This is a genomic window from Paenibacillus sp. NPDC093718, assembly GCF_050279985.1.
In the GTDB taxonomy this organism is placed as follows: Bacteria; Bacillota; Bacilli; order Paenibacillales; family Paenibacillaceae; genus Paenibacillus_AQ.
On sequence record NZ_JBNNUS010000012.1, the window covers coordinates 155842 to 169817 of the forward strand.

Annotated in this window: 11 protein-coding genes and 1 riboswitch; of the genes, 8 read left to right on the top strand and 3 right to left on the bottom strand. The window is 52.0% G+C overall.

Annotated features, from left to right (window positions below; translation table 11 throughout):
• Positions 1-14: 14 nt before the first annotated feature.
• The 4 genes from xylB (at position 15) to ACQKPA_RS28455 (ending at position 6136) form a co-directional block, all read left to right on the top strand.
• Positions 15-1511: a xylulokinase gene (gene xylB, locus ACQKPA_RS28440; RefSeq protein ID WP_427495771.1), complete on the top strand. Its 1497-nt coding sequence runs from the start codon at positions 15-17 to the stop codon at positions 1509-1511.
• A gap of 151 nt (positions 1512-1662) precedes the next feature.
• Positions 1663-2292: a bifunctional 4-hydroxy-2-oxoglutarate aldolase/2-dehydro-3-deoxy-phosphogluconate aldolase gene (locus tag ACQKPA_RS28445; RefSeq protein WP_427495772.1), complete on the top strand. Its 630-nt coding sequence runs from the start codon at positions 1663-1665 to the stop codon at positions 2290-2292.
• Positions 2293-2534: 242 nt separating this feature from the next.
• On the top strand, positions 2535-4886 hold the full coding sequence (locus tag ACQKPA_RS28450; protein ID WP_427495773.1) for a YcdB/YcdC domain-containing protein: 2352 nt from the start codon (positions 2535-2537) through the stop codon (positions 4884-4886).
• A gap of 107 nt (positions 4887-4993) precedes the next feature.
• Positions 4994-6136 carry a transglutaminase domain-containing protein gene (locus ACQKPA_RS28455; protein WP_427495774.1) on the top strand — a complete coding sequence of 381 codons (1143 nt, stop codon included), beginning with the start codon at positions 4994-4996 and terminating at the stop codon, positions 6134-6136.
• A 77-nt stretch (positions 6137-6213) separates the two neighbouring features.
• Here ACQKPA_RS28455 and ACQKPA_RS28460 read toward each other — a convergent pair whose 3' ends face one another.
• Both ACQKPA_RS28460 and ACQKPA_RS28465 read right to left on the bottom strand, forming a co-directional pair.
• The gene (locus ACQKPA_RS28460; RefSeq protein WP_427495820.1) at positions 6214-7605 is read right to left on the bottom strand and encodes an amino acid permease; all 1392 of its coding nucleotides are present in this window, start codon (positions 7603-7605) and stop codon (positions 6214-6216) included.
• A gap of 170 nt (positions 7606-7775) precedes the next feature.
• Positions 7776-7955, bottom strand: a riboswitch (Lysine riboswitch).
• A gap of 117 nt (positions 7956-8072) precedes the next feature.
• On the bottom strand, positions 8073-9203 hold the full coding sequence (locus tag ACQKPA_RS28465; protein WP_427495775.1) for a virulence factor: 1131 nt from the start codon (positions 9201-9203) through the stop codon (positions 8073-8075).
• 358 nt (positions 9204-9561) lie between these two features.
• On the opposite strand from ACQKPA_RS28465, the gene ACQKPA_RS28470 reads away from it, so the two are divergent.
• The 4 genes from ACQKPA_RS28470 (at position 9562) to ACQKPA_RS28485 (ending at position 13209) form a co-directional block, all read left to right on the top strand.
• Positions 9562-10914, top strand: a complete 1353-nt coding sequence (locus ACQKPA_RS28470; RefSeq protein ID WP_194544603.1) for a cytochrome ubiquinol oxidase subunit I — start codon at positions 9562-9564, stop codon at positions 10912-10914.
• Positions 10911-11942, top strand: coding sequence for a cytochrome d ubiquinol oxidase subunit II (locus tag ACQKPA_RS28475; RefSeq protein ID WP_071219626.1), 1032 nt, complete (start codon positions 10911-10913; stop codon positions 11940-11942). The genes ACQKPA_RS28470 and ACQKPA_RS28475 overlap by 4 nt, the downstream gene beginning before the upstream one ends.
• A 6-nt stretch (positions 11943-11948) precedes the next feature.
• Complete coding sequence (cydS, locus tag ACQKPA_RS28480) at positions 11949-12050, top strand: cytochrome bd oxidase small subunit CydS (protein ID WP_422759654.1); 102 nt, start codon at positions 11949-11951, stop codon at positions 12048-12050.
• 127 nt (positions 12051-12177) lie between these two features.
• Positions 12178-13209 (top strand): MBL fold metallo-hydrolase, encoded by a 1032-nt coding sequence (locus ACQKPA_RS28485; RefSeq protein WP_427495776.1) that lies wholly within the window; start codon positions 12178-12180, stop codon positions 13207-13209.
• Between the two features lie 113 nt (positions 13210-13322).
• Here ACQKPA_RS28485 and ACQKPA_RS28490 read toward each other — a convergent pair whose 3' ends face one another.
• Complete coding sequence (locus tag ACQKPA_RS28490; protein WP_071219624.1) at positions 13323-13727, bottom strand: DUF1259 domain-containing protein; 405 nt, start codon at positions 13725-13727, stop codon at positions 13323-13325.
• Positions 13728-13976: the final 249 nt, after the last annotated feature.

The following is a 13976-nucleotide window of genomic DNA, read 5'->3' on the forward strand; positions in this document are numbered from 1 at the left end:
GAAGGAGGATATAGATGAGTTACGTTATCGGAGTTGATTTGGGTACCAGTGCTGTGAAGACTGTGCTGGTGGACCGCAGCGGCAAGGTTGTCGCCGAGCATTCGGAGTCGTATCGGCTGAGCCAGCCGAAGCCGGGTTACAGCGAGCAGCGACCGGAGGATTGGGTGGACAAAACGGTATTGTCGTTACGGGAATTAATGAACGGAAACAACATTGACCCATCCGAGGTTGAGGGGTTAAGCTTCTCCGGCCAGATGCATGGTCTGGTTTTGGTAGACGGTGAGGGTGCAGTGCTGCGACCGGCCATCCTGTGGAATGACACGCGCACAACGGCGCAATGCCGTCGTATCGAGGAGACCCTGCAGGAGAAGCTGCTAGGGATTGCACGCAATCGCGCGCTGGAAGGTTTCACCCTGCCCAAGATTCTATGGGTGCAGGAGTTTGAACCGGAGCTGCTCGAACAGGCCGCCCTGTTCCTGCTGCCTAAGGATTATGTGCGTTTCCGCCTGACCGGGCAATACGCAATGGACTATTCCGATGCAGCCGGAACGCTGCTGCTGGATGTGGCGGGCAAGTCTTGGAGCACCGACATTTTGGATGCCTTCCAGCTGCCGCACACCCTATGCCCGCCGCTGGTCGAATCCTTCGATCAGTGCGGCACCTTGCTCCCTGAGATCGCCGAGCAAGCCGCTCTGCTGCCAAATACGAAGGTATTTGCTGGCGGTGCGGACAACGCCTGCGGCGCCATCGGCGCAGGCATTCTCGAAGAAGGGCAGACGATGTGCAGCATTGGTACATCGGGCGTGGTACTGTCCTATGAGGAGCGTCGCGAGGTGGATTTTGAAGGGAAGGTCCATTTCTTTAATCATAGTGAGAAAGATGCTTACTATATCATGGGCGTGACCCTGGCTGCGGGATACAGCCTGACCTGGTTCAAGGATACCTTTGCGCCGGATGTCTCCTTTGACGCGCTGTTGAGCGATATCGGAAGCATCCCGACTGGCAGCGGAGGGCTGCTGTTCACCCCGTATATCGTTGGTGAACGCACGCCGCATCCGGATGCAACCATTCGCGGCAGCTTTATCGGAATGGACGCGGGACATAAGCTGCCTCACTTTGCACGTTCGGTACTCGAGGGAATCACGTTCTCTCTCCGTGAATCCATCGATATCCTTCGTTCATCCGGCAAGCGGATCGACCGCGTCATTTCCATCGGGGGCGGCGCCAAGAACGAAACGTGGCTGCAAATGCAGGCGGACGTGTTCAACGCCGAAATCGTGAAGCTGGAAAGCGAGCAAGGGCCAGCTATGGGCGCGGCGATGCTGGCAGCCTACGGCTGCGGCTGGTTCCCAAGCCTTCAGGACTGCGCGAAGGCGTTTTTGCGGCCGGCACGCTCGTATTCTCCCAATCCGCAGGCGGTTCAAGCTTATGACAAATTGTTTGGACTCTATCAAAGCGTATACGGAGCCACGCGTGAACTCGGCGCAGAGCTGTCTGAATTCCGCGGATAACCTTATAGAAGAGCAGGTCGGGAATATAGGTTTCCCGGCCTGCTTTTTTTGCGTGAACGCTGTGGACCGCTTATACTTGAAGCAGGTTGAAGTTGCAGTCCATGCGATTTAGGAACGTGCCGGAAGTGTAAATAGAAATGGGGGGAAGACAATGAAACTGACAGCTGTGCTCAAACGCGAGAAAATCGTTGCCATCGTACGGGGCATTACGAAAGAACAGGCGGGCTTCGTAGGAGAGGGATTAAAACAGGGCGGAATCCGGTTCATGGAAGTGACGATGAATACGAAAGGCGCTTTACATATGATCCAGGATTGGCGTACTCGGTATGATGGCACCGTATATATAGGCGCCGGAACCGTGCTTGATGTGGAAATGGCGAAGGAAGCGGTCTCAGCCGGAGCTCAATTTCTAATCTCGCCAAACACGGATCTTTCCGTCATCGAATTTGCTTTGGAGCAAGGAATTGATGTATGGCCTGGGGCGATGACGCCTACGGAGATCGTTGCGGCGTACGCAGCCGGTGCCGAGATCGTGAAGCTGTTTCCCATGGCCAGCCTGGGCTTGTCATTTATCCGGGAGCTTCAGGGCCCGCTGAATCACATTCCGCTGCTTGCCACGGGCGGAGTTACGCTGGATAATCTTGCGGATTATTTTAATGCAGGTGCAGTTGCGGTTGGTTTAGGCAGCGCGCTGCTTCCGAAGGATGCGCTCGCGTCCGGAAATACGGAAGAAATCAGGCGTCGTACCGCGGCTTTTGTTGAAGCTGCGCAGCTTGGTTAGCGTGTGTGCGAAAGGGAATTCCCATTCGTAAGAAGCGGGATCGAAATAGTTACACTTTGTTCATCCTTAATCATGTTGGTTATGTTTTGGAAGCTTACTACATAAGGAATATATAGACAAGTTATGGTATTATTTAGGCAGCTTGGTTATGTCATTGCTGCCGTGTACAGGCACTTGTTAAGGATATCATCATGTGTAAGTAAGGCATGATTAGGTTCAAGTTATGGAAGGGAGCGAATCAAGTGAATCCATCGGGTAAGAAGAAGGTAAGGGTAAAAAAGACCGTGTGTGCGGTTACGGCTACAGCTATGTTATGTTTGGCGCAGCCGGTATGGGGAGACAATTCCGTTCCGGGCAGCGGAGTCGCTGTATCTGATACGGTAACTGCCGTGACTAGCAGCGATAACGCCGGTTCGGAAAGTGTAACGGATAACGAAATACCGAAGGGTGCAAAAATTTCGTCCAAGCAGGCGGAAGACATCATTAAGAAGGCTTTCCCGGAACTAAAGAACGTGAAAGTATCGAATGTGCAGTTCTTGGAGAATGATGGTATGAGATCGAGCGCGCTTGCTTGGGATCTGCAAATGGTATTGACCAAAGGGAACTCAAGCTCCGGCTTTAATGCCCAGGTCAATGCGGTCACGGGTGAACTTATTAACATTTATATCCCTCGTTCCTTGTTGAACCAAGGTAGCGACAAACCGGTGATAACTCGAGAAGCAGCCAAGGAGAAGGCGCTGAAATGGATCGGCAGCCATGTATCGGATCTGAAGGCCAGCGAGCTTAAGGAGAATGAGGCTTATCTCGGGATGCAGACGGCGCTGTTCAGTCCGCCGCGGTTTGATTTTTATTTCCAGACCTCGGTGAACGGAATTGAATCGGATGTGAACAGCATTTCGATCACGCTGGACGGACAGGGCAATACCATTAACTATTCCCGCAATCAAGTCAATGAGGAGTTTCCTTCATCCACACCGAAATTGAATGAGGCCTCCATCCGTAAATTGTTTGAAGATCAGTTCCAGGTCTCCTTGGCTTATGTACCTGATCATTTATATAACAACGCCAAAGGCAATTATTTCTTAGGTTACATACCTAATGATCAATCAGCGAATTCACTGGATGCCAATACAGGCAAGTTCATTAGTTTTTCTGGGGAAGAAAGTGAGTTTACCACGATTGAGAACGGCACGATTCCGTCGTCCAAAGAGATCTTCAAGCCAATCACGGCTCCATTCGCTGGCGGAGATGCAGCAGCCAGATGGGTGGAATCGCAGATCAAACTCCCGTCCGGCTTGAAGACAGAATCCAAGTCACTGGGTACCAGATGGAACAATAATGAGATCAAGACGTGGAATATAAGATGGGGCGAGAACCATCTTTCCGCCATGGGCGGAGGGGAGATGGTATCCGCAGAGGTGGACGCCAAGACCGGACAAATCTACTCCTACAACCGATATCGTTTTGACCGGACCGGTGCTCCGGAAGTGAAGAGCCCGATTTCGCAGCAGGCTGCGCAGGATCTCGCATTCGAGACGGTAAGCAAGCTGGTGCCGAATGCTGCCGCGGAATGGAAGCTGACATCCGTTGATAAAATGGGCAAAGACACTAAAACCCTTAACTATCAATTTTCATTTCAGCGCTATGTCGGTGATATTCGCGTCATGGGCGATTCCCTGAACCTCACGATTGAGGCCAACGGGCAAATCCAGGGCTTTAGCGTCAATTCCGAAGCTGTCCTGTCCAAGCTGCCAACGGATGCAAAGCCGGCCGTCAGTGCGGAGCAGGCAAAAGCTAAATATCTGGAAGAAATTGAGCTGAAGCTGAAATACGGTTACTACGGCGGTTACGCAACGAACGGTAATGAGATTATGAAGCCTTTCATTAAGCTGATTTATTATCCGACACATAAAAAGGCGGTTTATGGCGGCATTGCGGTACCGCTTGATGCCAAGAGCGGGGAATGGCGCGATATTACGCCGGAAATGAACCGCAAGGATATCCCGGCGGTTACCGATGCGGCGGGGCATGATGCGGAAGCGGCTCTTAAGGAGCTGGTGAAATATCGGGTGTTGGTTCCGGACAAGGACGGAAAGGTATACCCGGATCGCCAGATTACCCTTGGTGAATGGTATCAGCTGGTGGCGGCTTCGGTTAGTCCGTCCTACGAGCAGGTGTATGGAAGATCTACCATGGATCCATACGCTGGTTTGCAGCCGGATCATCCGTATTATCAGGCCATTCAGGTGCTGATCGGGCAGAACTGGATTCCTTATGATCCGGACAGCCCGCTGCAGCTGGACCGCAAGCTGACAAGGGATGAATTGGCAAGTTCGCTGACCCGTATTCTGAATTACGAGAAGCTGTCCAAAGCCTTTATCCTGCCAACCGATGTGCAGGGAATATCGGATGCCGACGCCATCACTAACAAAGGTGCAGCCCTGATCGCCCTCAAGCTGGGGCTTCTCCCGGCGGTCGATGGCAAGTTCTTGCCGGAGCGTGAGGTGACCCGAGCGGAGGCTGCAGAGGTACTGGTCCGCATGTCGAAGCTGGCGGGACGCAGCGATTCTTTCCTGTCCTCATTTTATTGGTAGCATTTGATATTCGTGCCCGGTCGACAAAACTAGAACCCTTAAGCCCTGATGTTATGTGTTACAATAATGGTGCATACGGATGAGGAAGATGAAGGGCGGGTGTACCGATGAAACGAAGCCGAGGAACAATCGTTAAATTACTGTTCATAGGGTCTTTGGCGGTAACCGTTGCAGCAGTACCTGAACCAGCTAATCTCAGTGATGTCTATGCCACCTCCAACAAAGCGGTCGTGAAGTCGGTCAATGGGATTCAACAGAAACTGCTGACAGCGATGAGCGACAGGCAATCGACGGTGCGTTTTGTTTACCAGGGGGAGACCCAATCGCTGAAATCGCAGCTTAAAGATGCACTTGATCAGGCGATGGCCAGTGATCCTTATATTCACTACACCATCGCTAGTTATAGCTACGACTATCGTGGGACATCCAGTTCCGCCAATGTTACCGTACGGTTGAGTTACCGCGAGACTGCGGAGCAGACGAACTACGTGAACCAGAATGCCGACAGTATTTTGAAGCGGATCATCAAGCCGGGCATGAATGATCATGAGAAGGTGAAAGCCATCCACGATTGGGTTGTCCGGAACTTGAAGTATGATACCACGCTTACGAAATATACGGCCTATGACGGACTCTACACCGGAAGCACGGTATGCCAGGGCTATTCCCTGTTAACGCATAAACTGCTGAAGGGAGCAGGGATCCAGAACAAAATCGTAGAGGGCATGGCTTATGCCTCCGATAATCCGCAGGGGCAGCTTCATGCCTGGAATCTGGTCCTTCTGGACGGCAAATGGTACCATCTGGACACAACGTGGAACGATCCCGTGCCGGATCGCGACAACGAGGTATCCTATACGTACTACCTCCGGACGGATGAACAGATGGGCCGCGATCATACCTGGGTGAAATCCTATCCGAAGGCGAGCACGCTTTACCGCAACACGCTGGCCGGGCTAGCCGTGAAGGATCGTTCGAGAGCCGAAGTATACGAACAATTGAAGCGGGATTTGGAATATCAGCTCTATGATGCCCGTTCCATCGTCAGCTCCTACACACAGCTCCAACCATTGGTTAAAGCTGCTAAGGCCGAAGGAAGCCGGAAGCTGGTGTTCCGGTTTGACGGCAGCGAGCGAGAGCTAGTAAATGTGCTCCAGCAAGTGCAGATGAAGAGCAATCTTGGCTCCATTAAATACTATCATCATGCGTTTGAGAACACCGGTGATCTGAGAGTGCAGATCATTTGGTAATGTGTCCGTATCACAAAAAAAGCAGCTTCCGTTCCCAAGTATGGGAGGGAAGCTGCTTTTGGTATGTCCGGTTTAACTTATTTAACGTTCGTGCTCAAATCGCACTCGTCCAATGGCACGATGCGGCTCTTCTTAATCAAGCGGTAGCCGAACCAGATGGAGAGGAATAACGGAATGCTGACATAAGTGGCAATGATCGTTAACCAATCGATCTCCCCGCTGAAATTGCCTTGACCGATAATGGCAACAAGACAGAGCAGGAAGGCGAAGATGGGACCGAAGGGGAACCAGCGTGCACGGAACGGCAGCTCCTTCAGGTCTTTACCTTGGGCGACATAAGCTTTGCGGAAGCGATAATGACTCACGGCAATGGCCAGCCAGTTAATGAATCCGCACATTCCGGAGGCATTCAGGAGCCACACATAGACTACGCCATCGCCGAAGAAGGAGGCCAGGAAGGCCAGCATGCCTACGGCAGAGGTTACGATTAGCGCCGCAACCGGTACGCCGCGGCTGTTCAGCCGGCTCAGCCATCTCGGAGCCATTCCTTGCTTCGCCATGGCATACAGGACACGGGTTGAGGCGTACATCCCCGAGTTACCTGCCGACAGCACAGAGCTTAGAATAACGGCATTCATGACGGATGCAGCGAAGGCAAGACCGGCCTTTTCAAACACCAGCGTGAAAGGGCTGATTCCGATATTATCGACCCCGGATTGAAGCAGGCTGGGGTGGGTGTATGGGATCAGCATGCCGATGACAAAAATAGCGAAAATATAGAAGATCAGGATGCGCCAGAACACCTGACGGATGGCTTTAGGGACATGTTTTCTCGGATTTTCGCTCTCGCCGGCCGCGACCCCGATCAGTTCGGTTCCCTGGAAGGAGAAGCCTGCAGCCATAAACACGCCGACCAGCGCGAAGAACCCGCCGTGTACCGGCCCGTCGCCTAGACTAAAGTTGGTGAATCCAACGGCTTCACCGCCAAGAATACCGAAAATCATCATAACCCCGATGATGAGGAAGATAATGACGGTTGCCACCTTAATGATAGCAAACCAATATTCCGATTCGCCGTATCCTTTGGCGGATAGAAAGTTTAAGCCGAACATAATCGCCAGGAACAGAAGACTCCACAGAAATGACGGGCTGTCCGGGAACCAGAATTTAATAATAACCGTCGCCGCCGCGAGTTCTGCAGCGATGGTAACGGCCCAGTTGTACCAGAAGTTCCAGCCGACGGCAAATCCGAAGGCGGGGCTGACAAACCGGGAGGCGTAGGTGCTGAATGAGCCGGAATCCGGAAGATACGTAGCGAGCTCGCCCAGGCTGGTCATCAGAAAGTAGACCATGAGGCCAACCGCGGCATAGGCGATAAGCGCTCCGCCTGGGCCGGCAGAGGCGATGGCTGTTCCGCTTGCCAGGAACAGGCCGGTACCGATCGATCCGCCAAGGGCGATCATTGTCATATGACGGGCTTTAAAGCTCTGCTTGAGCGAAGCAGCCGGTGCTTTTTTGCGATTCAAGATCGAACACTCCTTCTATACATTAAGAAATGATATTTAAAATATACCCTGTTAGAACAAAAAGACCGCAGGTCCTATACCTGCGGTCTTTAACGTATCCGCATCATACCCTCCATGAAGATAGCACAACACGGGGAAATCCCCGTGACAGTTCCGTCTCTTTCGACAACGGCCCCAGCACAGGATACAAGAGTATACCCTGCACTTCGGCATTCATGCCTTTCACTGTGCTTCACCGGCTTCTCTTCGCCTCGGCACAACTACTGATCATGTCTGCAACCTCTACCTCATCTTGGAATGATGAGGCTATCTGTATATTCAATTCTAACAAGAGATTCCTAGTATAAATCACATTCCATGTTAGAAGCAATGGTTAAATTTTACGGTTCTAGGCAGTCCCGCAGATGCAATTACGATTGATTCCGTTTGGCCATTTGCTGCCAGACGGTTCCGGCCGCTTCTTCGCCGGATTCGATTCGCTCGAGTGCCATTCGTGCCTGCAGACTAACCTCAAATTCCGGATCATTGGCAGCTTCCTCCAGAGCGGAGCGGGCTTCCTCGGTACCTACTTCATACAGGAAACGGGCTGCACGCCAGCGTACGATCTTGCTGCTGTCTTTGAGCGATTCGATCATGACCGGAGTAGCGGCAGCATCGCCGATATCGGACAGCGTATCGCCCGCGGTGCGGCGAACGGCCGGTGTTTCGTCGCGCATGGCTTCATATAGGAGCTCCATCGCTTCAGTCGTGCGCAGATCGCCCAAGTACACAACGACGAGCCGGCGGATCTGCATCTTCGGATCCCGAAGCGCTTGGCGGAGAAGCGGAATGTGTTTCTCCGTTGGCTCCAGTGCATCCAGGGCTGCATAACGGACGCGCCAGTCCTCATCCTGCAGCGCGGCTTCGGTCTCCTCGTCGGTCAGCTTCCGGCGCTGCTCGACGAAATCCTCGTCGCTGGCACCGTGGGCTATCGCCTGGGCAACGACCTTATCGAGGCGTTCCTGCGGGAAGGCAGCTTCAAGCTCCTGCTCTACGTCACGGGCGATGCCTTCCAGCTGGCCGTAGCGCACGCCGTACTCCTTGAGCTTGCGCTCCTTGATGAGTGTCGTGGTTCCGACGGCTGCCACCGCTTTGGCGAAGCGCTCCGACAGACCGATGCGTTCTTCCTGATTCCCGCTTTTGACGCGGATTTGCATCGGTATATTTCGAAAATACTGGACGAACACTTGAGCCTCTCCAAAAGCAAATTCATCCGCATTTTCTTGGAGTCCGGCGGCAAGCCCCTCCTGACCGAATATTTCCTGAACGGCGCCCAGAATGGAAGGCCAATCAGCGTTGCCTTTGCGATCGAGCGCGATGAAATCAAGGGTATGAAAAACGCTCTTTACGCCCGGGATATGGAGCAGCTGCCTGATCCAGGGGGGAGCCGACCGTTCGTTATCCAGTGTATATGTTCTTCGAATCCCGGGCTCCAGGGTTTCGTCAAGGCGAAGCATCATGGAGTTCGGGCTCGGGGTTGGTTCAATAAATGTAATTTTCATGGTTTTATCTCGCCTCCTTATCCTCTTATTGTACCTCTTTTCCATGCCGGAAAAAACATCATGGTAAGGATTCGAACAAAATGACCGGACTTTGGATAAAAAGAGGAAAGGTTTGTAAAACTGATAATGATTGGATAATGTCATTTGTGTTTTTGAGAGAATTACGAGTTGAAGGGCCACACTCTTGCAGATGGGCTGAAGTACTTAAAGGAGGCTAGGCTGACGGATGCACAGGAAGCAGGAGCGAAAGCTTGCGATTCTATGCTTTATTGTTGCTGCCATTATGCTATACGGCGCCGTGAAAGGGTATCTGCGCTACATGGAACATTTTGGATAAAGAAACCGAGGAGTGAACCTGATGTCTTCACTGGACCCCGTACTGATGAGCCGTATCCTGACCGGCTTGACCCTGTTTGTGCATATTGTTCTGGCAACCATCGGCGTGGGGATTCCGATTATGCTGGCTCTGGCGGAATGGAGGGGGATTCGGACAGGGGACAACCATTATACGCTGCTTGCCCGGCGCTGGGCGCGGGGATACGTGATTACGGTGGCCGTTGGCGTCGTGACAGGTACCGCCATCGGCTTGCAGCTCAGCTTGTTATGGCCCACCTTTATGCGCGTCGCCGGTAAAGCCATTGCGCTGCCGCTGTTCATGGAAACCTTTGCTTTTTTTGTGGAGGCGATCTTTTTAGGCATTTATCTTTATACATGGGATCGATTCAAAAATAAATGGACCCATTTGCTGCTGCTTATTCCCGTGGCGATCGGCTCCTCCGCGTCAGCGTTCTTTATCACGAGCATGAATGCGTTTATGAATCAGCCTCAGGGCTTCGAACTGGTGGATGGGGTATTTACGAATGTGAATCCATTCGTGGCCATGTTCAATCCGGCGACGCCGACCAAGGTGAGCCATGTGCTGGCGTCGGCGTTTACGACCAGCGCCGCTGCGCTGGCCAGCATAGCCGCTTTCAGTATATTGCGGGGAAGCAAGCACATCTACTTTAAGAAAGCGCTGAAGCTCACCGTTGTGTCGACCTTTGTTTTTGCTGTGGCCACCGTGATGATCGGAGATTTCTCCGGCAAATTTCTGGCTAAATACCAGCCCGAGAAGCTGGCGGCGGCCGAGTGGCATTTTGAAACGATGAGGCAAGCCCCGCTCATTTACGGCGGTTTTCTGGATGAGAATAACGAGATTAAGTATGCATTGAAAATTCCGTACGCGCTAAGCATATTGGCGGGAAACAGTCCCAGTACGGAGGTCATTGGACTGAATGAGTTTCCGGAGAATGAGAGACCGCCGATGTCGGTGCATTATTTTTTCGATTTAAAAGTGACCAGCGGCGCTGTGATCGTTCTGATTCCGCTTTTGTATATGTTCCGAAAGAAACTTCCTGGCAAAAGGCCTTATCCAAAATGGCTGCTGCTCAGTATATTGGCTTTGGGGCCTCTATCGATGTCAGCCATATGGCTGGGCTGGTTCCTTGCCGAGATCGGAAGGCAGCCGTGGATTGTGCGGGGATACATGAAGGTATCGGATGCGGCAACCACTTCAACAAGCGTCGGCTGGATGCTGGTGCTGTTTATAATCCTGTATCTGGTGCTATCCGTATCCGCGATTCGCGTGCTAAGCCAATTGTTCCGGAATAAAAGCGCGGAAGAGGAAATCCGGCTGCTGGGACTCGAAATCGAAGGGGGAGACCGCAAATGAGCTATGCAATGGTGGCAATAACCGTGCTGTGGACATTTCTGTTTGGCTATTTGCTGGTGGCCTCGATTGATTTTGGTGCCGGATTTTTCAGCTATTACAGCGTGCTCACCGGACACGAGAACAAGATTCATAACATCATCCAGCGGTATTTATCTCCCGTCTGGGAAGTAACCAACGTATTCCTGATCTTTTTTGTGGTCGGACTTGTCGGATTCTTTCCGGATGCTGCGTATTATTATGGCACCGCCTTGCTTGTGCCGGGAAGCTTGGCCCTTGTGCTGCTGGCGATCCGCGGCGCTTACTACGCCTATCACACGTATGGCAGCCAGACCGGGAACAATATCGTGTATATGGGGCTCTACGGGGCCACGGGACTGCTCATCCCTGCCGCGTTGTCGACGATATTGGCCATCTCGGAAGGCGGCATTATCTATATGGACAACGGGAAGGTAGAGCTTCATTGGTATACGTTCTTCACGAATCCGTACACGTGGTCGGTCATCCTGCTTGCGCTTGTGAGCGTTCTGTACATCTCGGCGATGTTCCTGTCCTATTACGCGCAGCGTGCGGGGGATGAGGTAGCGTTCGGCGTGGTCCGGGGTTATGCGCTGGGATGGAGCGGTCCGACGATCCTGGCTTCGGTGTTCGCGTTTTTCCAGATTAACCATCAGAATCCGGTGCATTTTGGGCAGATGCTGGATATCGCATGGATGTTTATCGCGTCGTTCATCTGCTTTGTCATTGCGGTGTACCTCGTATGGAAACGAATCCGGCTCGGCATCGCATTTATTATGGTTATGCTCCAATTTGCCTTTGCCTGGTATGGGTATGGACGCTCGCATCTGCCGTATATTCTCTATGATTACATCCATATTCATGAGAGCATTACCAATGATACGATGGCGATCGCTTTGATTACCGCATTTATCCTGGGTTTCTGCGTATTGGTTCCTTCCCTGATCCTGCTGATGCGATTGTTTCTGTTCGATGCAAACTATATTCGCGGCAAATCCGCGAAGAAGGGATGAGGTTAAGTGGAGGACTTCGCCATTTTCATAGCACCGCTGCTTACCGTACTGGCTGCCGTAGCCTTTATGGCGATCTACGTCGTCAAGTATAAAGATCCATCGGATTGATTCTGGATTAAGGCAAATCCGGGTTGTTTCGCCACGAAACGTTCGGTGTAAAAAGAACAACAAGCGCAAAGTTGAGCGGAGAGGTCAATACGGGGTAAAATACAGGGTAATGGAAGGAGGAGGCTGCATGCCAAAAATTCGCTATAACAATATCGATAACGTCAGCACGGATAAAACACTTAAACAATTCAAGCAGTGGCGCGACGAACGTCGTCAGAAGAAGAAGGATTATTCTTACTGCATTCCGAACCTGACGCCGGATCTTCAGTATTTGCATAGCAACCGGCACGAAACCTCCGTTACCTGGATCGGGCACGCTACGTTCTTCATCCAATATGAAGGCTTGAACATCGTGACTGATCCCGTATGGGCGCGGAGAATGGGATTTAATAAGCGTCTTGGAGAACCTGGGCTTCCCATTCATGAGATCCCCCCGATCGATGTCATTCTGATCTCGCATTCCCATTATGACCATATGCATGTTGCCTCGATCCGTAAGCTGTACCGTGCGGACACCACGATCATCGTACCCGTTGGTCTGCGTCGCAAAATGATCAACAAAGGCTTTCGCCGCGTGATCGAACTGCAATGGTGGGAATCCACAACCATCAAGGGCGTGAAATTCTCCTTCGTGCCGACACAGCATTGGACTCGGCGTACGCCGTTTGACACGAATACATCCCACTGGGGAGGGTTCGTGATGGAGCCCGTACTGCAGGATGCGAAGGTGGAATCTGCTTCTTCCGATGAATCGCCATGCAATAACGATCCTGTTGCGGAGGATGGCACCCGCCTGCTTCCGCCGAATTTGTATTTTGCCGGAGACAGCGGTTATTTCGAGGGCTTTAAGCTGATTGGAGAACGCTTCAACATTCACCTTGCGCTGATGCCCATCGGGGCATATGAGCCGGAATGGTTCATGACGTCGCAGCACGTCAATCCGGAAGAGGCGCTGCAGGCATTCCAGGATGTGAAGGCCGAGACGATGATTCCGATGCATTACGGCACCTTCAAGCTGGCAGACGATACGGCCAGAGAAGCGCTGGACCGGATGGAAGCGGAACGCGAGCGGCTGGGGATCGCCAAGGAGCGAATTCGTGTATTGAAGTACGGAGAGACCTTCAAGGTTCAGCCTGAGCGAAGAAGCGTGACATCATAACCGAAACGTGCAAGCGATTCCGATCACCATGCACTATACACCATAGACAGCCCAAAGAGGCCCGAAAGGTTATTCATAACCTTTCGGGCCCGTTTTCAGTTGCTTCTAAACGTTTAGCGTTTTGGCAGAATGCCGACCGCTCTTGCGGCAGCAGCGCTTTTCTCAGCGAACTGCACGGGATCGTCAATCGATTCCCAGTGGATATATTTGAATGGATTGCTCTGGAAAAGCCAATGGTTATGAATGGCGGTTACTTTTATGCCGCGCTTCAGCAGTTCCGCCGCGAACGGATTGATTTCTTTTTCCAGGATAACGGTTTCCCCCAGATTCAACGTACGGCCACGGGAGTCTTTGGACTCAAAGGATAACGCGAAAGGCAGTGTCAAAGGCGAACGGCTGCGGCGGCCCAAAATTTTCACGTTTAGCCTCCGCAGCGTGGAGACGACGCACACGCCATTGGTAACGCTTGCTGTGCCCCCAATGATCCGAGCCAGGCGATTGCAAAGCTGGTTGCCCATAATGGCCCCTCCTTTCATATCAGAATAATATAACGTATGAGAGGGGGACCTGATCCGACTGGTTTCTTTCATTAATAGAAAAGCCTCTTTTTCTATTAAACTAGAAAAAGAGGCCTTGATCGTCGGCGTTTGTGTACTAGAGAAAAAGGCGCATGCAGGAGGTGATATTTGTTTAAAACCGTTTTATATCATCCAGAAGCTTCGATAACCGTCGTACTTATGCTATAATGTGCTGAAACCAATAGTGAT